Genomic DNA, 25,176 nt, shown 5'->3' on the forward strand with positions numbered 1-25,176 from the left:
TCTAATAAAACGCAAATAACGCTTGGGGAATACCGTTTGCTGGTTGACCAAGGCGCCGTCGGCTCGGAAAATCGGGGCAAAGCGTGTCACATATGGCGCAAATTCGGCGCTGTTTGACAATCTCGGGCGACCGCCAGGCGCCGACGGCAATTCGTTTTCAGACCGGAAACCAAACGTCAACACCCCCTGGCCGTGGGCAGCCCCCGCGCGATGAATATAAAAAGGTGCATTGTCATTGCTATGACTGAATTTCATTACATTTCCCTGGGCATAGGCGTTGGCCTGGTGGCTGCCGTCTGGCTGTTCAATGTCTGGCAGGAACACCGCTACAAGAAAAAGGCCGCTGCGGCCTTTGCCCGCAACCATCCGGATGTCCTGCTTGAGACACCGAAGAACCACGTTCGCCCGGCCCAGAGTGCCAACCGGATGGAGCCATCGATTGTCGATACGGCAGCCCCGACCGCGCAGGATGCCCCGCCGGTGGCGCCCGAGCTGGTCGAGGACTTTGACAGCGCTGCCACGCTGGATCTGGATGCCGTACAGGCATTGGCTGCGGTCATGCTCGACCCGCAACTCGATTACATCGCCGAAGTCGGGGCAGACCAGCCGATTGCCGGTGGTTTGATTCCCGCGTTCAACGTTGGCAAGCGCATCAAGGTGGTGGGGCTTAACGAGAATGATGTGTGGGAAATTGCGGCGGTCGGCAATCGCTATCTGGAGCTGCGCATCGGTCTGCAGTTGTGCGATCGGCAAGGCGCGGTCAGTGAGGGCCAGCTGATTCTGTTTACCGAGCAGGTGAGCGAGTTTGCGGCATCGTGCAAAGCGGTGGCCACCTTCCCCAACCGGCAGGACAAGCTCGACGTTGCGCGGGGACTTGACCAGTTCTGCGCACAGGTCGATGCCATCATCGGCCTCAATGTTGGTGCCGGGCGCGGCCGGATTCCGGTTTCGCAGGTGGCGACCCTGTGCGAGTCGGCCGGAATGCAGTTGCTCGACGATGGCAATTTTCACGCCCTGAGCGAATCGGGCAAGACCCTGTTTTCAGTCGCCAGCATTGACGAAGTGCCGTTCTCGCGCGCCAGCTTTGGCCAGGATCAATGCTCGGGGCTTACGCTGCTGCTCGATGTCCCGCGCGTGGCAGACGGCTTGGCTGCTTTCGACCGCATGGCCGATCTGGCCCAGCAACTGGCGCTGACGCTGGGCGGCGATGTGGTCGACGACAACGGCCGATCCCTCAAACCTGCCGATCTGGCTGCCATCCGCAAGCAGCTGGGTGTCGTTTATACCCAGATGGATGATCGGGGCATTGCCGCGGGCAGTGTGGCGGCCTTGCGGCTGTTTGCCTGATTACCCTCTGTAATCCATTGCAGCTGGCGTCGCCCGTGGTGGTGCTGGCTGCATGTCTACCAAGCCAATGACCATTTCCTTCCGTGAAGCTGATCTTGCCGCAGATTGCGAGCGGATCGCGGCGTGGCAGAACGATGCCAGAACACGGCCGTTCGTCACCAATATGCGTGGCCCGGATCAGCCCGATTTGCACGTCGATACCCTGCGTCAGCGTTTCACCGGGTTTACCGACTGGATCTGCCGGCTGCTGGTTTGCATCGACGAGGTACCCATCGGTTTTGCCTTTGCCCGCAAAGACCCGCCGATGCTGGTTTCCAAAGAAGGTGGCGTGGCCTGGTTGGCCTATTGCATCGGCGAGCACGCCTACCGTGGCCGAGGGCTCAGCCGGCAAATCCTGCGCGAGCTCGAAGCCAGGGCGCTCGCAGCCGGCTGCCATCGGGCCGAAGTGGGGGTGTTCGAATTCAACCTCATCAGCCTTGGCCTGATCCGCGCTGCTGGATACCAGGAAATTGCCCGACACCCTGAATTCACCTGGTATCAAGACCGGATGTGGGCCGATATCCGCTTTACCCGCAATCTGACAGAAAGTGTGCCGCAATGACTGAAGCCAAACAGGCAGCCCGTGCCGCCGAGTTACGCGATCTTCTGAATCGCTATGGCTATGAATACTACGTTCTCGATGCGCCGACGGTGCCCGATGCCGAATATGACCGGCTGTTTCGTGAGCTGGAAGCCCTGGAACAGGACTACCCGGAATTACGCACCCCGGACTCACCAACGAGCCGGGTAGGGGGCACCCCTCTACCCGAATTCGACAGCGTAACCCACCAGACGCCCATGCTTTCGCTGGCCAATGCGTTTGAAGAGGCCGAGGTGGAGGCTTTTGACCGCCGCATCAGAGAGGCAACGGGGCGTGAAGTGGTTGAATATGACGTTGGCCCGAAATTCGATGGTCTGGCGATCAGCCTCACTTACGAAAACGGCGTATTTGTGCTGGGTGCCACACGCGGCGACGGTGCCAGCGGCGAGAACGTGACGGCCAATCTGCGCACGGTGCGGGCGCTGCCGCTGAAACTGGTTGGTGATCAGATTCCCCGCTTGCTGGAAGTGCGCGGCGAGGTGGTCATGCTGCGCAAGGACTTCGACCGGCTGAATCAGGAGCAGGATGCCAAAGGCGAGAAACGCTTTGCCAACCCCCGCAATGCCGCTGCCGGTAGCTTGCGTCAGCTTGATTCGAAAATCACCGCCAGCCGCCACCTGTCCTTCTTTGCCTACGGGATTGCGGCTTGTGAAGGTATGACCCCTCCTGATAGCCAGAGCGGCATCATGAACTGGCTGGCCACACTCGGCATGCCAATATGCCCGGAGAAAGATCGGGTGCAGGGGGTTGAGGGGTTGTTGGGTTACTTCAAACGGATCGGTGGCCGACGTGCGCAGCTGCCTTACGATATCGACGGCGTGGTCTACAAAGTGGACGCCCTGGCGCTGCAGGAGACGCTTGGTTTTGTCTCGCGGGCACCACGCTGGGCTGTCGCCCACAAATTCCCGGCCGAAGAAGCGCTGACGACGGTGGAAGGCATTGATATCCAGGTGGGGCGCACCGGTGCGCTGACGCCTGTGGCGCGGCTGGCGCCGGTATTTGTGGGGGGGGTCACCGTCACCAATGCCACTCTGCATAACGAAGACGAGGTACGGCGTAAAGATGTACGCATCGGCGATACCGTGATCGTGCGCCGTGCCGGTGACGTCATCCCCGAAGTGGCTGGTGTGGTGCTGGAGCGGCGACCGATGCAGGAAGTGCCCGGTGAAGACCTGTTCTCGACCCGGCAGGCACCGTGCTACCAGCCTTTCGAAATGCCCAAAACCTGCCCGGTGTGCGGCTCGCATGCGGTCAAGGAAGAGGGCGAGGCCGTATCGCGTTGCAGTGGTGGGCTGTTCTGCCCGGCTCAACGCAAGCAGGCGCTGCTGCATTTTGCTTCGCGCCGGGCCGTCGAAATCGAGGGGCTTGGCGACAAGCTGGTTGATCAGCTGGTCGATCTGGGCATTGTCCACACCCCGGCCGACCTATACAAGCTGGGCTTGGTCAAGCTGGCCGAGCTGGAACGGATGGCCGAGAAGTCAGCCAGCAAGCTGATCGCCGCCATTGAGGCCAGCAAGCACACCACCCTGCAACGCTTCATCTTTGCCTTGGGGATACGCAATGTTGGCGAATCCACGGCGCGAGATCTGGCCAAGCATTTCGGCAAGCTCGATGGTTTGATCGAAGCAGCGCAGCTGGCCGACGACGCTGCGGCGCTGGCAGCACTGCAGGCAGTGCCCGATGTTGGCCCGATTGTCGCCGGCTCGATTCGCGACTTCTTTTCAGAGCCACATAATGTTGAAGTCGTGGCCCAACTGCGTGCCGCCGGGGTGAACTGGACGGAGAGTGAGCCGGGTGCTGCCGTGTTATCTGGCCCGCTGCTCGGCAAAACACTGGTGCTCACCGGCACCCTGCCAACGCTGGGCCGCGATGCAGCGAAAGCCATGATCGAGGCGGCTGGTGGTAAGGTGTCGGGCTCGGTATCGAAAAAGACCGATTTTGTGGTGGCAGGAGCCGAGGCCGGCAGCAAGCTGGCCAAGGCTGAAGAGCTGGGTATCGCGATTCTGGACGAGCAAGGTCTGCTGGATATGCTGGCGACTGGTCCGGGTGCAAACGCTTCCTGAAGGACTTGAGATGCAGAAGATTAAAAAAGCCGTATTTCCCGTTGCAGGCCTGGGCACCCGATTTTTGCCCGCCACCAAGGCCAGCCCCAAGGAAATGCTCAATGTCGTCGATAAACCCCTGATCCAATACGCCGTCGAAGAGGCCGTAGCGGCAGGTATTACCGAGATGATCTTCGTTACCGGCCGCACCAAACGGGCGATTGAAGACCATTTCGACAAGGCGTATGAGCTGGAATCGGAGCTTGCTGCCAAGCACAAGCACAAGCTGCTGGAGCTGGTGCAGAGCATCATTCCCAAGACCGTTACCTGTGCCTATGTGCGCCAACCCGAGGCCCTCGGCCTTGGACATGCCGTGCTCTGTGCCCAGCCTCTGGTTGGCGATGAGCCTTTCGCCATCATTCTGGCGGATGACCTGATCGACTCGGACAAAGCGGTGATGCGCCAGATGGTGGAGCTGTTTGATGACAGCCACAGTGCCATCATCGGCGTTGAAACCGTGCCGCAATCCGAGACCGGCTCTTACGGTATTGTCGTTGCCAGCGAAGACCGGCCAGCCCATTGGCCGATCACCCAGATCGTCGAGAAGCCCAAGCCAGCCGAAGCCCCTTCCAACCTCGCCGTGGTTGGGCGCTATATCATGACCCCCCGCATCTTTCACCATCTGCTGAACGTGAAGCCCGGGGCGGGGGGCGAGATTCAGCTGACCGACGCGATTGCCGCCCTGCTGAAGGAAGAGCAGGTGCTGGCCTGGCCTTTTGACGGCGTACGTTACGATTGCGGCAACAAGATCGGCTACCTGAAAGCAACACTGGCATTTGCCCGCAAGCATCCCGAAGTCGGCGACGAATTTGCCGAATATCTGCGTAGCTTCTGCGAGCAGAACTACCCGGCTTGAACAACAAAGTGGTGGCCGGCGGCCGGTCACCCAACCCAACAGGAGTCGCCATGCTGGCAATCATCGGAGGCACGGGCCTGACCCGCCTCAAAAACCTGCAAATTTCCCATCGGCAGGTTATCCGCACCCCTTATGGCGAGCCTTCCGGCGCGCTGACTTTTGGCAGCATCAACGACCATCATGTGGTGTTCCTGGCCCGTCACGGCTATGGCCACACCATCCCCCCGCACGAAATCAACTACCGCGCCAATATCTGGGCGCTGGCAGAGCAGAAGGTGAAGCGGGTTGTGGCGGTGGCCACCGTTGGGGGTATCCGCGATGACATGCCGCCCGGCACCATCGTGCTGCCCGACCAGTTGATCGACTACACTTGGGGCCGTAAACATACCTTCTTCGATGGCGGTGACAAGCCGGTGACCCACATCGACTTTACCGAGCCCTATTGCCCCCAGCTGCGGGCGCGCATTCTCAAGGCGGCCAAGGCCACCAAACAGAAAGTGATTGATGGCGGCGTTTACGCAGCCACCCAGGGGCCACGGCTCGAAACGGCTGCCGAGATCAATCGCATCGCCGACGATGGCGGCCACCTCGTTGGCATGACTGGCATGCCGGAAGCTTCGCTGGCGCGTGAGCTGGGAATTTCCTACGCACCGATTTCAGTCGTTGCCAACTGGGCGGCCGGCCGGGGCGATAGCAAGCACCGGATCGACCTGTCCGCCGCAGAAGAAGTCTTTCTGGAAGCGATTGAGCGCGTTCACCGCATTCTCGAATCGCTGGTAAAAGTCGAACACGACTGAGTGAGGGCGTAAATGGCGATACGTGACATCGTAAAAATGGGCGATCCTCTGCTGTTGCGAGTTGCCGAACCGGTCACCGACTTTGGCAGCCCGGCCCTGACAGCACTGGTGCAGGATCTGCTCGACACCATGCAGGCCCTGAATGGTGCCGGCATCGCGGCACCACAGATCGGCGTATCCAAGCAGGTGACGATATTTGGCGGGTTCAAAAGCCCGCGCTACCCCGATGCCGAGGAAATCCCCTTCACCATTCTTATCAATCCTGAGTTGACGCCGATTGGCGATGAGATGGCCGATGATTGGGAAGGCTGCTTGTCGGTACCCGGCATGCGCGGCCTGGTGCCCCGTCACACCCACCTGCGCTATCGTGGCTTTGGTCTGGATGGCCAACCCATCGACCGCACCGTCGAGGGCTTTCACGCCCGCGTGGTACAGCACGAGTGCGATCACCTGTTCGGCGTGCTCTACCCGATGCGCATTAAAGACATGCGCCAGTTTGGCTTTACCGACGTGCTGATGCCAGAGCTGGCGGGGATGGATGATTGACCTCGTCTGAGGTGTCTGATCCCACCTGAGTACGCCTCCCCGGACCAAAGCCACATGACGGGCTTTTGGTCTGGGGAGGAGGAAAGTGTTTAGCGCACCGACACCTTCTCGAAGTTATTGCTGTTGAACGGGCTGGGTTTGAAGCCGACGACGTTTTTCTGGAAGGCCACGGTGGTCAGGGGCTCAGCCAGGCTGGCCCAGGGCATCTCGTCGATAAAAATCTTCTGGGCGGCTTCATAGAGCTGGGCGCGTTCTTTCAGGCTGGTGACGCGCTTGGCTTTGTCGAGCAGTGCGTCGAACTCCTTGTTGCACCAGCGAGTACGGTTTTCTCCCGATTCCGCTGCAATGCAGCTCAAGTTGGGGCTGAGGAAGTTGTCAGGGTCGCCATTGTCGCTGGCCCAGCCATACAAGGTGATGTCGTGTTCGCCCGCCTTGGTGCGCTTTTGCAGCTCTACCCATTCCATCACAGTGATCTTGGCGTTGATGCCGAGCTTCTTCCAGTCAGCCTGAATCATTTCTGCTGTCAGCTTGGGGTTGGGGTTGCCACTGCTGCCGCCGGCACGCACCAGAATATTCAGATCAAATCCTTTCTCGAATCCTGCTTCTTTGAGCAGGGCACGGGCTTTTTCCAGATCGGGTTTGTAGGCGGGTATCGACTTGTTGTAGCCCCACATTCTGGCTGGCAGCGGCAGGTGGGAGGGGGCCGCATTTCCCTGGAAAATGGCCTGAATGATCGCCGGCTTGTCGATGGCGTAAGTCAGTGCCTGGCGCACCCGCTTGTCTTTGAGTTGAGGCTTTTGCGTGTTGAAGGCAACGTAGCTCAGCATCAGTGCCGAATTTTGTAGCACGGTGAATTTGGGGTCGGCTTTAAGGCCGGGAATGTCTGCCGGGTTGGGGTAGGCCAGGAAGTGGCATTCGCCAGCCCGGAATTTCTGGGCCCGGACAGCGCCATCTGCGGCGATGGTGAAGATCAGCCTTTCATTATCGGGCTTGCCACGCCAGTAGTTGGGGTGGGCTTCGTAGCGAATCTGCTGGCCTTTATCGTAGCGTTTGAATACATAAGGCCCGGTGCCGACGGGTTTGAGGTTGATGTCGGCGGCGCGGCCGGCTTTTTCCAGCTGCTGTGCATACTCAGCCGATACGATGTCGGCAAAGCCCATTCCCAGATTGGCAATAAAGGGCGACTCCGGCCGGCTCAGGACAAACTTGATGGTGTGGTCGCCAAGCTTTTCCACCTTCTTGATCAGGGTAGGGAATTCCATATCGCTGGCATAAGGCCAGCCCTGGGGGCTGGCTTTGGCGCCGGGGTGTTTGGCGTCGATCATGCGCAGGAAGGTCCACAGCACGTCATCGGCATTGAAGTCGCGGGTCGGGGTGAACCATTCGGTGGTGTGAAACTTCACGCCTTTGCGCAGATAAAAGGTGTATTCGAGGCCATCCGGGCTGATGTCCCAGCGCTCGGCCAGCCCTGGCACCACTTGTGTCGTGCCACGCTCAAATTCCACCAGCCGGTTGTACAGCGTCTCGGATGCGGCGTCGTGGGTGGCCAGCGCGGTGAACATGCCACCATCAAAGCCCTCCGGCGCTGCTTCCGAGCAATACACCATAGGTTTGGCCAGCGCCGTCGTTGCTAGCGCGCAAGATACGGCAATCGCGCAAATCATTGCTTTCATTGATGCGTCCTCTCGATTTCGGCATTGAAAATGCCTGTTGTGGATGGTTTTTTTGAGGGCCCGGGTTGCCGAGCTGATGATGGGGATGCAGTTGCCAAGGCTCCCATAAATACACAGCCGGGGGTGTTGGCCCCCGGCTGTGTCGGATTGTGCCAGCCCTGTCAGGGGCAAGGCTTGGACCACTGCGAGTTGTCGCGATAGGTCAGGAAAACATTTGACTTGGGATCGCTGTTTTCGCGCAAGACCAGCTCGGCGCGCAGCGTTTTGCCTTCAAAGAACATCGACAGACTACCTGCCTGCCCATTTCCACACACCAGCGTGGCCTCCATGCTATCGGCGGTGAGTTTGGACTCCTGAACCTTGCAGCTGGCGGTCAGATCGTTTTGATAATGGGGGGACAGTTTGTCGATCTTGTCCGGGATGTCCTCGGCCTTCAGGCATTCCTCATACAGGCGTGGCTTGGGCGGCAGTGGCAGGGCGGTCAGCAGCATGCGCCGGTCGATTTTCCATAAACCCGGCTCCAGCTTGAGCTTGGGTGGGTCTTTCTTGGCCTCCTCAGCCTGTGCGGCCAGCGCCAACCCGGCACCGAGCATCGTGGCGACCAGACAGTGAGCGATACGTATCACAGCGCTTCTCCTTCGCGATCAGTGTTTGATAACCAGCCCCTGCCCGGTGGGAAGTTCCATCACCATCAGGCCATGCTGCTGAAAGAATGCCCGCTCCGACACCATCTGTGCCCGGTTGGTCATCCAGCCGAAGTCATCCAGCAGGATCACCCCACCCGGCACGATGCGCTCGTAGAGCCTGGTCAGCACGCCCATCTCGGCTTGTTCCGAGTTCAGGTCGATGTGCATGAAAGCGATTTTCTCCGGCGCCGCCTGTTCGAGCGTATCGGGCAGGATGCCACGCACGATACGGGCATTCGGGTAGGCCGAGAACATCTCGACGACCTTTTCATACAGGTTCTCGTAGCGCGGCAGGTGGTACTGCACGTTCCAGATCGCCAGCTCGGTGTCGGTCGAATACTTTTCCGGCAGCCCGCTGAAGGTATCGTAGAGCCAGAATGTCCGGTCGAGCTCGCCGAATTGCAGCATGTGGCACAGACAGCGGGAGGTGAAGCCCTCCAGCACGCCACACTCGACGAAATCCCCTTCGCAACGCAAGGCCTGCCGGGCGGCCCAGAGTGCTACATGCACCCGCCACATCAACGAGTGATGCTGCGGGTTATGGCCGGCTTCGAGCTGGAAGGCCTTGACGAAGTCCAGATCTTCCATGAACGACACATTGCGGTTGAAGGTGATCAGATTGTCGCCGCAGTAAGTGCGGGTAAACATGCTGCTCATGGTGTCGAAGGCGGCCTGGAATTTCTGGCGCGCGGCCTCGCTATTGTCTTTGTCGGGATAAAACATGGCCCGGCCTCAGTAAGACGGCGATCCCGTCGAACGGGTGACCGGCGGGGTGATGACCCGTTTTTCGATAACCAGCATGCTGTCATAAAAATGCAGGCCGAATGCCGAGCGGGTGATCTGGGTCGGGTAGAAGCTGTTTGGATCACGGCTATACCAGCCATGCAGATCATCAATAAACCGCTTGGCGTATTCAATGAACGTATAGGGGCTGCGATAGCCACCACCGAATTCCTGATAATACGAGGTGTGCAAATCCTCGCATAAATACAGACCATCCTGCTTGACGTGCGGATACAGCTCTTCAAAGGAAACAATCTGCTGGCTCATGGTGTGGCCACCGTCATCCAGCACAATATCGAAAGGCCCGTGCTTGGCAACCAGCTCTTTCAAAAAACCGCGATCTTCCTGGCTACCAATCTCGATGGTGATATTTTTCTCTTCGAACTCCTTGCATTTCGGGTTGATATCGACCCCGATAATCTCGGCCTGATCGCCAAAATAATGCTTCCACATTTGCAGCGAGCCACCATGAAAGACGCCAATTTCCAGAAATTTGATGGGCCGATGGCGAAACGGGGCGAAATGGCGCTCATAAATGTCGAAATAGTGCAGCCATTTGTAGATCAGTCTGCCTTGATTGTCACAGAAGTAATCAAATAATTCGCTCATGCTGCCCCCGATTATTGATGGATGTTGAATAGTTGATCTCAGAGCGGTTTGCGCCAATAGACGCTGTATTTGTCGATTGGAATTAACTCCTGGGTAATGCCATGCGTCTGGCGAAATTCCTCGATGGCGATCTTGCAGGGTGGAAAGGATTCATAGTCATCCACCACCACAAAGCCGCCCGGTGCCACCTTGTGGTAGAGCGCATTGAGCGCGTCCATCGTTGATTCGTACAAATCGCCATCCAGTCGCAACAAGGCCAGTTGCTCGATGGGAGCGCCAGGCAGCGTGTCTTTGAACCAGCCCTTGAGGAAGCGCACCTGTGCATCCAGCAAGCCATAGCGCTCGAACAATGCCTGCACGTCTTCCAGGCTGATGGCGAGGTAGGGCAGCATGTCCTTGCTGAAGTCGTAGGGGGCATCCTGGCGGAGGGTGGGAGGCGGTAAGCCCTCGAATGAATCTGCGGCCCAGACGGTACGATCGGCGATGTCGTGAGCTGCCAGATACCCCCGCATAAAGATAGTCGCCCCGCCGCGCCAGACGCCGGTTTCGATCAGGTCGCCCGCAATGCCCTCTGCGGTGATCTGATCCAGGCACCAGTGCAGGTGGTTCATGCGCTGGCGGCCAATCATTGTGTGGGCATTGGCGGTGAAGTTACGGGATGCCACGTTTTCAATCAGCCGGCCGTCCTGGGTTTTTTCGAGGATCAGCATCTGCGCGCCTACTTCACGGTTGCCTTCCAGTGTGGCGAAGATCTGCGACTGGCGGATATTTCTGAACGCGCCGACGATATCCTGCGGGCTTTGTGGTTGTTGGCTCATCTGAGTTACGGCCAGATGAATGATGCGGGCGTCGTTTTCAATATACAGGTCGTTGAGCAGACTCTTTTTCAGCAAGGTCAGATAGCGCTCAGCCAATCTAGTCAACATTGCTCTCCTTGTGGGTGGGCTGCGCGCCGGGCGCTGCCTGCCGGCCTGGCGCCGAGCGACTCAGGGTGAAGAACCGTGAGCGCCTCGGCCCGGTACAGGTTTTCGCCGCCCTTTTGCAATTTGCCGCTTAGTCCGCTTCGACGGGGTCGGTTCCCGTCACTTCAGGTTGTTCCTGTTTCTGGCACCATTCCTGCCAGACACGGCGTAGCTGTCGTTCCAGATCGCGCGTTACCAGCTCGGCATCCATCAGGGGCGACGCCTGCAAGTGGCCGCGCAGCTCGGCGCGAATCCTGGCCAGTCCAGGCAAGTCGCTGGCCCAGCGTTCAGCCAGCGCCACATAGCCGCCTTCATCGTTGGCCACGAATTCGGCCGCGAGATCAACCGCTCCCATCATCGTCGCCCCCATGCGCTGGATGGGCTTGCGGCCCGCCAGCGAGAGGACCGGCACGGCCATCCACAAGGCATGCGCGGTGACGGTGCCACCGTTGTAGGGGAAGGGGTCGAGCGCGATGTCGATTTCGTTATGGAAGGCCAGATATTCCGCCATCGGTTTCTTGCCGAACAGCCGCAGGCGCTCCACCGGAAAACCGCAATCGGCAAACACCGACCGGACCTTTTCGTTGAGCACCTCGTCATCATCCTTGCCGCCAGTGGCCATATACAGCACTGCGCCAGGAATCGCCTGCAGCATGCGTCCCCACAGGGTGATGACGCGGGTGTTGATCTTGCCGAAGGCATTGAACGAGGCAAAGGTCAGATGGCCGTTGCGCAGGGCTGGCAGCTCTCCAACCTCGGTGGCCCGGCCTTCGTCATTGGGGCGATAGCACCAGCCCGATACCAGCCGCAGCAGCTTTTCCGAGTGCAGGGCTTCGGTCATGCCGGGCGGGTCCATGCGCGCATCGGTGATCCGGTAATCAATCGCCGACAGGCCGGTGGTGGTTGGCATCCCGATCCAGGTCATCTGAATGGGTGCGGCGCGGCGGGCAAACATATAGAGACGGTGAAAAGCTGTGTGATTGGAGAGGTCGATCAGAATGTCGATCTGATCAAGCCGGATCATCTCCAGCACGGCTTCGTCGGTCAGATCGTGAATCCAGCGCCAGTTGTCCGCAAAGCGGATGAACTTGCGCGTCATGTTGTCGATGTAGTTGTGGTTGGCGTAGCAATAAATCTCGAAGTGCTGATGATCGTGGTGTTCGAGAATCGGCTCGGCAAAAAAGCCCACCGAATGCCCGCGAAAATCGCCCGAAACATAGCCAATACGCAGTTTGCGGTCGGGGTCGGGGTCGTTGGCAAAGTCCACTACCCGGTCTCGATAGTGGGCATTGAAGCGTGTATCCCAGTCTTTGTAGGCATCGGCCAGGGCTTCCGGGCTCATGTCCGGGTCGTAGTTCATGCAGAACAGCATGCCCGACATTGCGTCCGGGTTGCGGGGCTGCTCGGCCAGAATTGCCCGGAATTCGGCCATGGCGCCGGCAATGTCGGCACGCTTCAGATAAAGGTCGGCCCGCGAATGACGGACTTCCTGTGCCGAAGGCCAGCGCTTTTCTGCTTCCTGCTGCAGTGTCTCGGCTTCTTCGTAGTCCTCGGTTTCCTTGCAGAAGGCAATCAGGTTGAGATAGAGCTGCTCCCAGTCCGGATTCAGGGCAATCGCTTCACGCAGCATCTCTTTGGCTTCTGCAACCTTGCCCGCTTCTTTGCGCCGGGAGGCAAGGCGTGCCAGGGTATCGACGTGTTTGGGGTCCGCTTTGAGGGCCTTTTCGTAGGCTTCCATCGCCCGCGGGTAATCGCGCACCGATTCGTACACCATGCCGCACCGGCAATAGGCCTCTGCGCAGTCATCGGCAATCTGGGTGGCTTTATTGAAGTAGAACAGCGCTTCGCCGGCCTGACCAAACGTCTGCAGGGTGATTCCCAGATTGACGCAGGCATCAACGTCGTTCGGAAACAAGGCATAGAGCTTGCGCAGGTATTCGATGCCCAGATGTGGCGAGCCCTGTTCCTGACATTCCAGGCCCAGCGAAAACAGGATGTCCTTTTCTGGCGGCAGGCCTTCGATGATCTGTGAGACGCGACGGGTGGCCTCGGCAAAGTGGCCCATGCGGACCATGCAGATGGCAATGCAGTTGCGCAGCCAAGGGTCGCCTGGTGCATAGGCCAGCGCTTTTTCACAGGTCTGGATCGCCAGCGGCAACTGGCCGAGTTCGCGCTGGCAGACCGCCAGCAGACGCAATACCTCGACCTGCTCAGGCTCCTTTTCGGTAGCCCGCAGCAGATGGCCCAAGGCCTCGGGGTAGCGCGAATCCATGATGTTGAGCCGCCCGAGCTGGGCGTTGACGGCAAAATCCTCGGGACTGATGGCTGCTGCGGCTTCCAGCGGTTCGCGGGCTTCCTTGGGCTTGTCGGCGCTCAAGCGGGCAACGCCGGCATTCAGATGAAAGCGCGCTTCTTCCGGCAGTAGCCGGCGGGCCTTGTCGAAGGACTCGGCGGCAGCTTCGTAGTCTTTGTCGATCAGATACAGAATGCCCTGATAGCTCAGGGCTTCTGCGTCATCGGAATTGTGCTGCAGACGGGTAGTCACCATGCGGCCGGCGGCGGGCCAGTCGCCCGCCTGCAGCTGCTGTTCGATGATGTCGTCACTGGGGAGTCGATCTGCCTCGGGAGCGCTCATGGCGATACTCAGGCAACCATGCTGATATTGGCGTATTCAGGCCGGATGGTGATGGCTTGCGCTCGCATCTCGGCCGCCTCGATGTTCTTGCCTTGTTTCGATAGCAGCAGCGAGAGGTTGATCATCGCCTCGGCGTAGCGGTCATCCAGCCGGATCGCCTCACGGAAGGCAGCCTCCGCTTCGTCCACCTGCTCCAGCTCGCACAGGGCCAGCGCCATATTGTTGGGGATCTCCGGTGCATTCGGGATCAGCTCGGCGGCCTTCTTCAGGGCTCGCACCGCCTCGTCGAATTTTTCGGACAGCATCGAGACATTGCCCAGCTCATACCAGGCCGGGCCAAGGTTCGGGTCGAGCAGGGTAGCGCGGCGCAAAAAGCTGCGGGATTCCACATAGTCGCCCAGCTCTTTCAGGGTGAGGCCCACCCAGTAATAGGCTTCGGCGTTGTCGGGTTGAAAGTCGAGGGCATGGCGAAAACTTTCCAGGGCACCTTGCAGATTGCCCAGCGCGGCGCGGCAGCGGCCTTGCATCAGCAGGCGTGGCACCACGGATTCGGTGGCCGAACTGGCTTTGTCCAGGCAGTCGAGGGCGTCCTGATAGCGAGCCTCGGCATGCGCGACCAGGGCCTTGAAGAACCAGGCCTGGCCGTGGTCTTCACGCCAGGCAATCAGCTTGTTGCATAGCGTATCGGTGTCTTTGAATTTGCCTTGAGCGAGGTATTGCACGGCCATCTCGATCATCTGCTGAGCGTTGACGACCAGTGCGCTGTCTTCTTCGTTGCTGACGGGGGCTTGCGTGCTGTTCTCCATGATTCCTCTCGCTACGTAAGGGGCGTGCTTCAAGGGGATGGTCCGCCGGGCATGGGACTACGCAGCGCACCTAGGTATGCCGCATCAAGCCTGCTTACGCCTTGCCGGTATGCTGGAAAGTACTGCGATTGGTGCCGTGGTGGCGGCTGTCCAGGGTTCCCTGCCGTTTGTCTGCTACATCCCCATCCAAGTCTATATAGGTTGGATCTGCGCAATGTGCCAAGGAGTGAATGGGGCCAAGATCGGCTCTGGAAGCGGGCTTGACGCAGATTGAACAAGACTTGTCTATCGAATCAAATGCTTGCACGACTCCTGCCGCCAGGTATGAAGGGTAACGATGCGAGCCCGGTGTATTCTGGCATGGCCGTGACGGTCGCGCCGGGGCAGAACGAGGGGAGCCCTCGTTCTGCTGAGGGCCGGTGTCTGCTACTTGAAATTGCCGTCGTCTCGGCGGGCGGTGCCCGTGGCGGGGATGGCATAGCTGCGATTGCTGCCGGTTTCCCACATGGTAGTGCTGCCATTCCGCTTGAGGTATTTGTATTCGACGGTCTGACCTGTGGGCAACGCTACTGACTGGCAGGTCCACAGTGGATAGGTGCTGGCGGTGGTGGTGCAGGGCAGGGCCGCCGTGACCGACCAATTGCCCAGCGCGCCCGTGTTGCCAACGACATGAATCGCCTCGCCCCAGCTGGTGGTCGCCCGCACGGTGAAGGTCACACGGGTTTGGCCACCGTCCCCGTCGTTGGCTTTGGCGCCGATATGAATCGCCAGTGCATCCATCGGCCCGACGCTGAGCGTGGCAAAGCCGCTGCCATCGACCTGCACGGTCTTGCCTGAGCAGCGGCCATCGGCTTGCAGGCCGCCGCTGATCACATCGCAATAGCTGCCTGCTGCCAGCCCGGTTTGAAAGCTGCGCGCCCATTGATGGGTGTCATGACGATTGATGACGACAAAGCCCCGGTTGCCCCGGCTGAAGGCAATCTGATCGGCCGAATCGCTGACCCAGTTGCTGACATACCAATTGGCGTTGGTCCAGTTGCGAAAGCCCACCATACCGGCAATGAAGCGGCTTCGATGTGTGCAATCCCAGCCACTGGCCCCGGTCGGATTGACATCCGCCGTGCAATTGACTGCGCTGCCATTCGGATCGTTGTAAACCGGGCTGGAGGGAGGCCCCATATCGTGGTCGTGGTTGAAGTAGTAGCCCGACATCACCTGCGGATAACCATAGGGCCAGGCCAGCATGAAGGTATGGGCCAGCCGGTGCATGGCGCCGAAGTAGACATTCATCGAGTCGTAATGCACGCCATCGGGCTTCTTGCGCTCGGTATCGTGGTTGTTGACGAAGACGGTGGCATTGAGGGATGGCACCAGTCCCCAGGGGTTGGCCACCGGATCAAGAACCGCTTTCAGCTGCGACAGACTTTGTCCGCCCTGGCGGTCGAAGGCATTGCGCATGGCATAGATGTACTTGAACTCGTTGACCGTACCGTTCTTGAAGTAATTCGCCAGCGGTGTCACGCCATCGCCAATGGTTTCCTGGGTCACGAAGTAGCTGCCCGGCACCTTGTTGAGAATCGCCCGGATATCGTCTTCGTGCATATGCTTGGCGGCATCAATACGAAAACCTGCTACCCCCAGCGAACGCAGATGATTCAGATAGTCGGCAATCTTGTTGCGGACAGGGTCTTGTGCAGTATCCAGATCGGGCAGCCCCGGCAACGAACAGTTGAGTACCCGTCCCCGGTTGTTGTCGTAATCGGCCGGAACAATGTCGCAGGCGGCGTGGAAGTTGCCAGGACCATAGGGCACAGCCGGATAGTCGCGGCTATTGTTGGCCGCCATGTGGTTGAACACCACATCAACATATACGTCCACCCCGGCCTGGGCGCAGCGGCTCACCATCGCCCGGAACTCCTCCTCAGAACCACTGCGGCCGCTGATCTGGTACGACACCGGCTGGTAGCGCGTCCACCACGCGCTTCCGGCTATGGAAGCCTGGGGCGGCGACACCTGCACGGCGGCATAGCCACGCGGCCCCAGATGGTTACGGCACTCGGCGCCGATGTCGCTCCACTTCCACTCGAACAGATTGACGTAAGCCGTGCGCGGAACGCCGGGGGCGTATTCGCTGGCAGCCATCACGGGCGATGCCAGTCCAAGCAGGCCACACAGCACGGCAGCGCCATGGCGGCGCAGGAAGCTGGCAGACCCTGGCGCACAAAGCGGGGGCACAGACAGCTGGCGAGAGGTTCCTTGCATGATGTTTTCTCCTTGTTATGTGACATTCAGTGCGGCAAAAGGCCGAAAAATGATTTGCCGCGCCGAAAGCTAGCAAATGAAAAATAGGGATTCAATAGATGCAAGCATTTATTTTTAAATGAGAAAATGCTTATTTTGCAGGGCGGAAATTTTCATGTAACTGGCAAATTAAAATCAGAATAAAACTACTGAAAATACCAAAGTATTTGATGGTTTTCGGGTTACGGGTCACGCCCAAGCCTGCCGGTGCTCGCACGGCACGGGCCTGCCGCCACGGCAGGTCCGCATCGTTTCCACCCACCTGCTGCACCGCAATGGTGCAACCCCGGCATTTTGTTGTGCTGACGGACCGGACTACGCGGGATTGTTGTGCATTGCCGCAAATGAAACAAGCGCTTGCTTGATTGGCGGCGAGCAAGCCACTATCGCCTGTATCCAGCCTCAACGGGGCAAGATTGCTATCTCCATCCCAACAGAGCTTGGCGATGAAATGTGCACGAAACCTGATAAAGGCAGACCAAACACGAATTGCGGGGCTGAATTTGCCATTGTCAATAGAAATGCATTGAATTGGCAGAAATGAATATGACGAAGCATTAGCATGCCGCAATGACAAAATCATGTCAGCGACTGACGGATCTGAAGTGTATTGCTTTGCCAGCAATCTAGCGTGGGGGTTTGGCAATCGAAAAGACCAAGGGCAATTATATTGTGCGCAATATAATTGGTATATTTCCATGCCCGGAAATGGTAGTGGCGTTGGGGAATAAATCTTTTGGCAGGCTGAGTTTGTGGTAACGCAGTGTTGAAAATGCCGGTTATTGAGTAAACCACTCCCTAATGGCAAGACGGGCACCAAAGCCTTCCAGAATCAAGCCTCTGGACGGTGCCTTGCCAATCGACAAGTTCAGAAACACCGCTGCCAGATTAATCCAAATGGCTAATAGCCGGTGAGATAGGTGTAGGTAAATGGGAGGTTAATCCACAAATGAAAAGGCCACCCTTTTGCAAGGGTGGCCGGGTAGACACAATCAAGATTGGAATGTGTTTTAGGTGATGCTAATCCGCTTGATTGCACGGATAAAACCATATTGCGCTTGACATGCGACGACTACGATATAGGGGATAACGTAATTTGCATATTCATATGGTAAAGCATGGTCTACATGAGGGGGTTTTGCTTATATTCTCAAGTAGTATTTGCTTATGTAGATAATCTTCGCATGTTGAAAATTTCTGGTCAACAATAAAATCAGGATTTGCTGATCCTTGGGAGCCACATGCACAGGCCGGGCCGAATGGCTGATCGGGCAAAATGGCTTAAGTATCTGGCAAACAAGATAAAAAACAGGGTCAGGTGTCCTGATGGAATTGTTGCGGATCGGGCGACTGGCATATTGCTTGCTATGCTGATTTGAGCTTATTCACGCTGATCCGGACACCTGCAATGCACGCTCTTGCCCTGCCTGATGCCCGTCACTACGACGAAATGCTGCTCGCCAGCGGTGCGGTGCGACCGCACTATCAGGGGTTCGCCGGCTGGTTGCAGGCACAGAGCCCGGAGGCACTTGCCCGTAAGCGGCGTGAGGCCGATCTGTTGTTTCGCCGTGTCGGGATTACCTTTGCCGTGTACGGGGATGAAGCCGGCGCCGAGCGCCTGATTCCGTTTGATCTGGTGCCCCGCGTTATCCCCGCCGCCGACTGGCAGCGCCTGGAAGCCGGCCTGCGGCAGCGGGTGATGGCGCTCAACCGGTTTCTGGCGGACATCTACCACGAACAGGCTATCGTACGGGCCGGGGTAGTGCCGGCCGAGCAGGTGCTCACCAACAGCCAGTATCAGCCAGCCATGCGTGGTCTGACCCTGCCTCATGGCATCTATGCTCATATCACCGGCGTGGACGTGGTGCGCGCCAGCGATGGCGAGTTTTATGTGCTCGAAGACAATCTGCGGGTGCCCTCTGGCGTTTCTTACATGCTGGAGAACCGCAAGATGATGATGCGGCTGTTTCCCGAGCTGTTTGCCCGCTATGCCGTTGCGCCGGTGGCGCACTACCCCAATTTGCTGCTGACAACCTTGCGCCACGCCACAACAGTCGAGAACCCGACGGTGGTGGTGCTTACCCCCGGCCAATACAACTCGGCGTATTTCGAGCATGCCTTTCTTGCCCAGCAGATGGGCGTCGAGCTGGTGGAAGGTCAGGATCTGTTCGTCAAGAACGACTATGTCTATCTGCGCACCACGGCCGGGCCAGTGCGGGTGGATGCCATCTACCGGCGTATCGACGATGCGTTTCTGGACCCGCTGGCGTTCCGCGCGGATTCGATGCTGGGCGTGCCGGGGCTGCTGTCGGTTTACCGCAAGGGCCATGTCGCCCTGGCCAATGCCATCGGCACCGGCGTGGCCGACGACAAGTCGATTTACCCCTATGTGCCGGAGATGATCCGTTTCTATCTGGATGAAGCGCCGATATTGGCCAATGTACCCACCTGGCAGTGCCGCAAGCCGGTGGAGCTTGATCATGTGCTGCAGCACCTGCCCGAGCTGGTGGTCAAAGAGGTACACGGTGCCGGCGGTTACGGCATGTTGATCGGGCCAGCGGCAAGCCAGGCTGAACTCGCAGATTTCCGGGCCCGGCTGCGGGCTAACCCTGGCAACTATATCGCCCAGCCGACGCTGAGCTTATCCAGTTGCCCCACTTTCGTCGAAAGCGGCATTGCGCCACGACATATTGATCTGCGTCCCTTTGTGCTGACGGGCAAGGAGATCTGCATGGTCGCAGGCGGCCTGACCCGCGTCGCGCTGAAAGCGGGTTCGCTGGTGGTCAACAGCTCGCAGGGCGGTGGCACCAAAGACACCTGGGTGCTGGAGGAAAACGGCAGCAGCACGCCGGGGGATAAGTCGTTTCTGCCAGTTTGATTGCCTGCTATGAGGGCAGTAATTTTTATGAGGGAAGTGAAAACAATGACAACGCATGAATCATTCGCTACAGCAACCTTTCCGGTAGACATCAGGCCCTTGACGGGTGATGAGACCAATGCCGCCTTGCCCGACTTGATCGGGTTATTAAGGGATGCGGTCGATAACGGCGCTTCAGTGGGCTTCATGGCCCCCCTGGCTGAGAGTACGGCTCGGCAGTACTGGCTGGATGTATTCGCCAGCTTGTCGCGTGGTGAGCGCGAGATCTGGGTCGCCCAGGCCGGTGACAGACTGGTTGGTGCCGTTCAGCTCGAACCTTGCGGCAAGGCCAATGGCCGGCATCGGGCAGAGGTTCAGAAGCTGTTTGTTCACTCGCACTGGCGGCGCAAGGGCCTGGCCCGACGCTTGATGCAGGCGCTGGAGCAATGGGCGCTTGAGCACGGGCGCAGCCTGCTGGTGCTGGATACTGAAACCGGCAGCGCGGCTGAGCAACTGTATCAGTCGCTGGGTTTTGCGCTTTCCGGGCAGATTCCCGATTTTGCCTTGAGCCCCGATGGAACCCTGCGCCCCACCTCGGTTTATTACCGCCAGCTGTCTCGCTGACAGCGCCGGGAGTCTGCCATGCTGAGCCGCACCGCCGCGCAGCTTTACTGGATGTCACGCTATCTGGAGCGAGCCGAGAATCTGGCCCGCATGCTGGATGTCAGCTACAGCCTGTCGCTGCTCCCGCAGTCGCGGGGGGCGGCTGCCGAGATTGGTGCGCCGCTGGTGATCACCGGCAGCTGGCAGGCTTTTCACCAGAAACACGCCGGGTTGACGGCTGACCGGCTGGTGGACTTCATGGTGCTGGACCTCGACAACCCGTCGTCGATTGTGTCCTGCCTGCGTTGCGCCCGCGAGAATGCGCATGCCGTGCGCGGCAAGATCACGGCCGAGATGTGGGAGAACATCAACGCCACCTGGCTTGAAGCCCAGGCCCTGCCACGTAGCGATCTGGCCGATGCCGGCGCCTGCTTCGACTGGGTAAAGGAGCGTTCGCACCTGTTCCGGGGTGCCACCTACGGCACCTTGCAGCGCAACGATGCGTACTGGTTCATCCGGCTGGGCACCTTCATCGAGCGAGCCGACAACACGGCACGCATTCTGGACGTGAAAGCCCATCTGATCGGCCCCGGCGTGGCGGAATCGGCCCCGGATTACTACGCCTGGAGTGCCTTGCTGCGCTCGCTGTCTGCCTTCGAGGCGTATCACGAAGCGTATCGCGATACCTTGAGTGCCCGGCGGGTGGCTGAGCTGCTGATTCTGCGCCGCGATATTCCGCGCAGCCTGCGCGCCTGTTGCGATGAGATCCTGCAGATTCTGCCGCAGATCGAAAGTGGCGAAGGAGCGGCCGACCGTGGGCGCCCAGTGAAGCGCATGGCTGCCAGCCTTGCCGCCAGTCTGCAGTATGGCGCCATCGACGAGATCCTGGTCGAGGGGCTGCACCGCTATCTCAGCCATTTTCTTGGCGAAGTCAGCCGCTTGGCTGATTCGATTCACCATGCTTATCTGGAGGCTGCATGAAACACTGCCATCCATCGCTGGTGCGTGATTCGGCACGGGGGTGTTCGTGAGGCTGCATGTCGAACACACCACCGTCTATCGCTATGCCAGCCCAGTGGCCTACAGCGTCCAATACCTGCGGCTAACCCCACGCTCCGGGCCGAGGCAGACGGTTATCGACTGGCAGCTGGCCTTGCCCGGCCCGGCCCAATACTGCACCGATGCCTGGGGCAATGTGCTGCATGTGCTGACGCTTGATCACCCTCATGACGAGATCAGCATTCACGCTCACGGCGAGGTAGAGACCGAAGGCGACGGCTTGCAGGCAGAAGACGATGGCTTGCCCCCCTTGCTGTTCCTGCGGGAGACATCGTTGACCGGTGCCGATGCCGCGATTCGCGACTTCGCACAGACCTTCCAGCAGGCCATCGTCCAGGATCGGCAGGCGGGGTTGGGTCTGATGATGGAAGGCCTGCTCGAACGCATGCCTTATGAGGGGGGAAGCACGGAGGTGGCAACTTGCGCCGCAGAAGCCTTTGCCGGCGGGCGAGGGGTGTGCCAGGACCACACCCAGGTTTTTGTCGCAGCCTGCCGCAGCCTGGGTTTGCCGGCCCGCTACGTCAGTGGCTATCTTTACACCGGCGATTCGACCCATGTTGCCAGCCATGCCTGGGCAGAAGTCTGGCTGGGGCAGGGTTGGCTTGGTTTTGACATCAGCAACCAGCGCCACCCCGGCATGGGCCACCTCAAGCTGGCGATTGGCCTGGATTACCTCGACGCCTGCCCGATCCGGGGCGTGCGACGCGGCGGCGGACAAGAAGCAATGCAGGCCGTGGCACGGGTTTCGCAGGCAGACCAATAGTCAGATATCAGCGGTCAGACATCCTTCGTTGGCACCGCCGGAAACAAGTCATCAAGATGCGACCCGACGCCTGCCAACCGGACTGCAGCAACCGGTTAAGTCGCACAGTGCAATACCAGGCCCCCTTTGAGCAGTACCTGATCAACACGGCAAAATCCCGCCGCTAACAAAGCTTGCTTCTGTTCATCAACAGTCATGTAAAGCTGATCGTTCGACATGCCGCCGTCGCCCACAATGTGATCGCAGACAAGATAGCTGCCTCCGGGTGCCAACACCGACTTCACTTGTCTGTGCAACGCCGGGGCGTATTGTTTGTGGCGAAGCTCATGAACGGCTTGGTTCGTCACAACAAAATCGAATTGTCCAAGGCCGTTAAACCATGTTGGCTCACGGAAGCTACGCTCAATGAACACCACGCGTTCGGCCATGGCGCCCAGGCGAAGTCTGGCGAGTTCATGCATCGCCGCCGAAAAGTCCAACGCCACATAACTAAGTTGCGAATTCGAACGAAGAAGATGCTCCGCTAGAAACGCGGGCCCGGAGCCCAATTCGAGTACTCGGCTCGAGTCACTCGACGACGAGGATTCGATGATCGAGGCAAAGGCCGCAAAGAACTCTACACGCCAGGGGCGCTTGGTCATGGCAGTCTCTGCCCACTCGCGCGCATCTTTCAGGCAACGAAGATCTATTGGACTGGGGATATCTGTGATCATGGCATGCAACCTCATGTTGGAAATAACGAGCCGCCGGGCCGCCGGGGTGTCGAAGGCACATAAGGAACTCGAAGCATCGCTTTGGCGGTCAGTTGATGGAATGCAGTGAGTAGTGGCCACCTTAACCGGACACTGCAATAGGTGCGCGCCCCTCTGGTCTCCGGTCGAAAGCGTTGGGTGATGCTAAGGCCACACCAAGCCTACTCATCCCACACCAGCTCTGAAGCCCGCCCCGTTTGCCCCGCCATGACGGCAGGCAAGCCAAAACGCCGGGCCAGATGCGCGGCGGCGGAAGAATCCAGCCCCACTACCAGCAAGCCAGGGTAGAGCGCACCCGACACCAGCTTGGCCTCACCCTCGAAAAAGCGCAGATGCGCTTTCTCCAGCGCAATCTTGATCTCGGAATACTTGAAGATGTCACCGGCTGCCTGGTGCAGATCGGCCAGGGCGGGTAGCACAAAACACCAGGCATTCAGCCTAAGCCCGTTCAGAATCGCATCCAGCTCGCCAGCGGTTTGGCCGAGCACCCACTCTGGCCGACCTTCGGGCAGCTGGGCGCTCAATGTTGCCTTCTGAGTCTGCGACAGTACCTGTGCCCGAGCATGCAGGTCGAACTGCACACGCTGTTGTTGCCCGGCCCGAGACAAAGGCTGCGCCAGCGTGGCGGGGACCGCCTGGCCAAGCAGCACCCACAGATCGGCCAGACTATCGCGATAGTCTTGATCAAAGCTGGCGACCGCACTGGCGGGCGCATCAAAACCCAGCCACCAGAACCAGTCGGAACTCTCGGCCCGAGCCAATAACATTTCGGCTCGCAACAAGGCTGGCCCCGCCAGAACGCCGGCCGTTACGGCGGTATCGAAGGCCTGCTTGACCTCGCACAACAGATCCCAGGCGCGGTTGCGCATGCTGTCACCAATCCACAGCGAAAATCCGCCTTGCGCCCAGCTACCTGCCGTTAAACCACCCAGGGTTTGCGCAGGGAGGTTGCGCTCTGCCAACGGGGCGGTTTGCAGTGAGGATGTCTTCGCCACTGCGCTATAGAGCGCATCAAAAAAGTCATACGCATTGGCGGGGTAATGCTCCCAGGCATTTTCCCCATCCAGAATCACACAAACATGGCCACCTTCGGCTGTCGCCTTGCCAACCAGACGCTGGAAATCCGCTACCGCTTCGGCTGGCTTGCGCTGCGAATACTCAAAGCCAAACCGCTCCGAAATCGCCTCGTGCCGGAAAAACAGCACTGGCGAACCCTCCGCAAGCTGCCAAGCATGCAATACCGCACGCTCCGCACCCCAGTCAGGCGGCAAGCGGCTTGCGGCCAGCACGCTCTGATTACTGGCTACCCAGCGAATGCCTTCCTCCCCGGCGATGCGCACAAACGCCTCGGATACCGCCGCCTCGGCTGGCCACATACCGATCGGCCGCATCCCAAAACATGCTTCATGCGTGGCCAGCGCCTGCCGAATCTGCCAGCGCACACGTTCTTCACCGCCTGGATAAGCCACGGTCTGCGGCAAGGGCACCTCGGGGCTCTGCGCGTGGGCGGCAGCAAAATCCAGCATCAAGGGTGCGAGCGGATGCGAATATGGGGTACACGACAACTCGACCTGACCGCGCTCAGCCAGCGCGCGATAACGCGGCAGAATACCGGTGATCAAATCCGCCAGCAGGCACAGCAAATCCTGCCGTTGCTCCGGTGAAAAATCGCGCGCTTGCGCAAGCCAAGCCTGCACCCGTGCGTCATGCCGGCGCACGCTCTCCCCCAGCCAGGCGAGGTGATACCAGAACAGCAGGTCATCAAAGGTCTGCTCGGGCAAACCCGCCAGCGCAGCCGGACCCACCAGCGCCAGCGGCTCGAACAACGCCTCCAGCTTTCGATAGGCCGGATACGGATGCACCATCGTCTCGCGCTTGATGCGCAAACACTGATCCGCCAGATGCTCGCGCTGCGCACCAGTCAACAACTGCCCGGCCGGCCGTGCCAGTGCCTGTAACAGCGGGTCGCGCCACGGCCCAAGCGCCGCCTGCTGTCCGTAATCCTGCAGCTGTACCAACAACACCGACGAAAAATTCACCCCCACCCGCACCCCGGCATGCTGCTCCAGATGCCAGGCCATGTCGGCGTAGTCTTTGATGGCATGCAAATACACCCAAGGCTGCCGAAACCCCCCGGCCGCATCACGGTAATCGGGTTGATGAAAATGCCAGAGGAAAGAAAGGGGAGGGGTAGCAGGGTGAGTCATTTTGTGGGTTTTGGTTAGCCGAGAATGTCTAGGTTTTGTTGATATTTTAATGTAAGTGGTTGATTTTAAATTGGTAATTTAAATTTAAAACTTATTGATCCCCTTTATAAACCAAACAGGCATTTTAAGAAATCAACAGAGACTGGGTACTTTTTGGTAAAAAGCGTCGTTTCAGTCAGAAGGCGCCCTAGC

General features: G+C 59.1%; 21 protein-coding genes. 10 read left to right on the plus strand and 11 right to left on the minus strand.

Annotated elements, in window-relative coordinates; all coding sequences use genetic code 11:
• Window positions 1–240 precede the first annotated feature (240 nt).
• Genes PZA18_RS09755 through def form a run of 6 tightly spaced genes read left to right on the plus strand, consistent with a single transcriptional unit; the run spans window position 241 to window position 6,288 of the window.
• Entirely contained in the window at window positions 241–1,347 is a 1,107-nt protein-coding gene (locus PZA18_RS09755) for a cell division protein ZipA C-terminal FtsZ-binding domain-containing protein (protein WP_284100646.1), read from the plus strand.
• Window positions 1,348–1,399: 52 nt separating this feature from the next.
• Window positions 1,400–1,948, plus strand: coding sequence for a GNAT family N-acetyltransferase (locus tag PZA18_RS09760; RefSeq protein ID WP_284100647.1), 549 nt, complete (start codon window positions 1,400–1,402; stop codon window positions 1,946–1,948).
• Window positions 1,945–4,050 carry an NAD-dependent DNA ligase LigA gene (gene ligA, locus PZA18_RS09765; RefSeq protein WP_284100648.1) on the plus strand — a complete coding sequence of 702 codons (2,106 nt, stop codon included), beginning with the start codon at window positions 1,945–1,947 and terminating at the stop codon, window positions 4,048–4,050. The genes PZA18_RS09760 and ligA overlap by 4 nt, the downstream gene beginning before the upstream one ends.
• 10 nt (window positions 4,051–4,060) lie before the next feature.
• On the plus strand, window positions 4,061–4,945 hold the full coding sequence (galU, locus tag PZA18_RS09770) for a UTP--glucose-1-phosphate uridylyltransferase GalU (RefSeq protein WP_284100649.1): 885 nt from the start codon (window positions 4,061–4,063) through the stop codon (window positions 4,943–4,945).
• Window positions 4,946–4,995: 50 nt separating this feature from the next.
• A complete protein-coding gene (locus tag PZA18_RS09775) occupies window positions 4,996–5,742 on the plus strand; it encodes an S-methyl-5'-thioinosine phosphorylase (RefSeq protein ID WP_284100650.1) in 747 nt (248 codons plus the stop codon).
• A 12-nt stretch (window positions 5,743–5,754) separates the two neighbouring features.
• Entirely contained in the window at window positions 5,755–6,288 is a 534-nt protein-coding gene (def, locus tag PZA18_RS09780; protein WP_284100651.1) for a peptide deformylase, read from the plus strand.
• Window positions 6,289–6,377: 89 nt separating this feature from the next.
• Here def and PZA18_RS09785 read toward each other — a convergent pair whose 3' ends face one another.
• The 9 genes from PZA18_RS09785 to PZA18_RS09825 all read right to left on the minus strand — a co-directional run bounded on the left by PZA18_RS09785 (window position 6,378) and on the right by PZA18_RS09825 (window position 17,326).
• Window positions 6,378–7,961 (minus strand): ABC transporter substrate-binding protein, encoded by a 1,584-nt coding sequence (locus PZA18_RS09785; RefSeq protein WP_284100652.1) that lies wholly within the window; start codon window positions 7,959–7,961, stop codon window positions 6,378–6,380.
• A gap of 161 nt (window positions 7,962–8,122) precedes the next feature.
• Window positions 8,123–8,587, minus strand: a complete 465-nt coding sequence (locus PZA18_RS09790; protein ID WP_284100653.1) for a DUF3617 domain-containing protein — start codon at window positions 8,585–8,587, stop codon at window positions 8,123–8,125.
• 18 nt (window positions 8,588–8,605) lie between these two features.
• Window positions 8,606–9,370, minus strand: a complete 765-nt coding sequence (locus PZA18_RS09795) for a TylF/MycF/NovP-related O-methyltransferase (RefSeq protein ID WP_284100654.1) — start codon at window positions 9,368–9,370, stop codon at window positions 8,606–8,608.
• Between the two features lie 9 nt (window positions 9,371–9,379).
• The gene (locus PZA18_RS09800) at window positions 9,380–10,039 is read right to left on the minus strand and encodes a class I SAM-dependent methyltransferase (protein ID WP_284100655.1); all 660 of its coding nucleotides are present in this window, start codon (window positions 10,037–10,039) and stop codon (window positions 9,380–9,382) included.
• 38 nt (window positions 10,040–10,077) lie between these two features.
• Window positions 10,078–10,965 carry a TylF/MycF/NovP-related O-methyltransferase gene (locus PZA18_RS09805; RefSeq protein ID WP_284100656.1) on the minus strand — a complete coding sequence of 296 codons (888 nt, stop codon included), beginning with the start codon at window positions 10,963–10,965 and terminating at the stop codon, window positions 10,078–10,080.
• 127 nt (window positions 10,966–11,092) lie between these two features.
• A complete protein-coding gene (locus PZA18_RS09810) occupies window positions 11,093–13,636 on the minus strand; it encodes a tetratricopeptide repeat protein (protein ID WP_284100657.1) in 2,544 nt (847 codons plus the stop codon).
• An 8-nt stretch (window positions 13,637–13,644) separates the two neighbouring features.
• Window positions 13,645–14,442, minus strand: a complete 798-nt coding sequence (locus tag PZA18_RS09815; RefSeq protein WP_284100658.1) for a tetratricopeptide repeat protein — start codon at window positions 14,440–14,442, stop codon at window positions 13,645–13,647.
• A gap of 426 nt (window positions 14,443–14,868) precedes the next feature.
• Window positions 14,869–16,704 (minus strand): carbohydrate-binding module family 20 domain-containing protein, encoded by a 1,836-nt coding sequence (locus PZA18_RS09820; RefSeq protein WP_284100660.1) that lies wholly within the window; start codon window positions 16,702–16,704, stop codon window positions 14,869–14,871.
• Between the two features lie 130 nt (window positions 16,705–16,834).
• Entirely contained in the window at window positions 16,835–17,326 is a 492-nt protein-coding gene (locus PZA18_RS09825; RefSeq protein WP_284100661.1) for a hypothetical protein, read from the minus strand.
• 825 nt (window positions 17,327–18,151) lie between these two features.
• Between PZA18_RS09825 and PZA18_RS09830 the strand changes: the two genes are divergently transcribed.
• Genes PZA18_RS09830 through PZA18_RS09845 form a run of 4 tightly spaced genes read left to right on the plus strand, consistent with a single transcriptional unit; the run spans window position 18,152 to window position 22,025 of the window.
• A complete protein-coding gene (locus PZA18_RS09830) occupies window positions 18,152–19,621 on the plus strand; it encodes a circularly permuted type 2 ATP-grasp protein (RefSeq protein WP_284100662.1) in 1,470 nt (489 codons plus the stop codon).
• A 45-nt stretch (window positions 19,622–19,666) separates the two neighbouring features.
• Window positions 19,667–20,224, plus strand: a complete 558-nt coding sequence (locus PZA18_RS09835; protein ID WP_284100663.1) for a GNAT family N-acetyltransferase — start codon at window positions 19,667–19,669, stop codon at window positions 20,222–20,224.
• Between the two features lie 18 nt (window positions 20,225–20,242).
• Window positions 20,243–21,184, plus strand: coding sequence for an alpha-E domain-containing protein (locus PZA18_RS09840; RefSeq protein ID WP_284100664.1), 942 nt, complete (start codon window positions 20,243–20,245; stop codon window positions 21,182–21,184).
• Between the two features lie 46 nt (window positions 21,185–21,230).
• Window positions 21,231–22,025: a transglutaminase family protein gene (locus PZA18_RS09845; RefSeq protein WP_284100665.1), complete on the plus strand. Its 795-nt coding sequence runs from the start codon at window positions 21,231–21,233 to the stop codon at window positions 22,023–22,025.
• 95 nt (window positions 22,026–22,120) lie between these two features.
• Here PZA18_RS09845 and PZA18_RS09850 read toward each other — a convergent pair whose 3' ends face one another.
• Both PZA18_RS09850 and PZA18_RS09855 read right to left on the minus strand, forming a co-directional pair.
• Complete coding sequence (locus PZA18_RS09850; protein WP_284100666.1) at window positions 22,121–22,666, minus strand: class I SAM-dependent methyltransferase; 546 nt, start codon at window positions 22,664–22,666, stop codon at window positions 22,121–22,123.
• A gap of 272 nt (window positions 22,667–22,938) precedes the next feature.
• Entirely contained in the window at window positions 22,939–24,984 is a 2,046-nt protein-coding gene (locus tag PZA18_RS09855) for a glycoside hydrolase family 57 protein (protein WP_284100667.1), read from the minus strand.
• Window positions 24,985–25,176 lie beyond the last annotated feature (192 nt).

It is taken from the genome of Parachitinimonas caeni (assembly GCF_030129945.1).
Classification (GTDB): Bacteria; Pseudomonadota; Gammaproteobacteria; order Burkholderiales; family Chitinimonadaceae; genus Parachitinimonas; species Parachitinimonas caeni.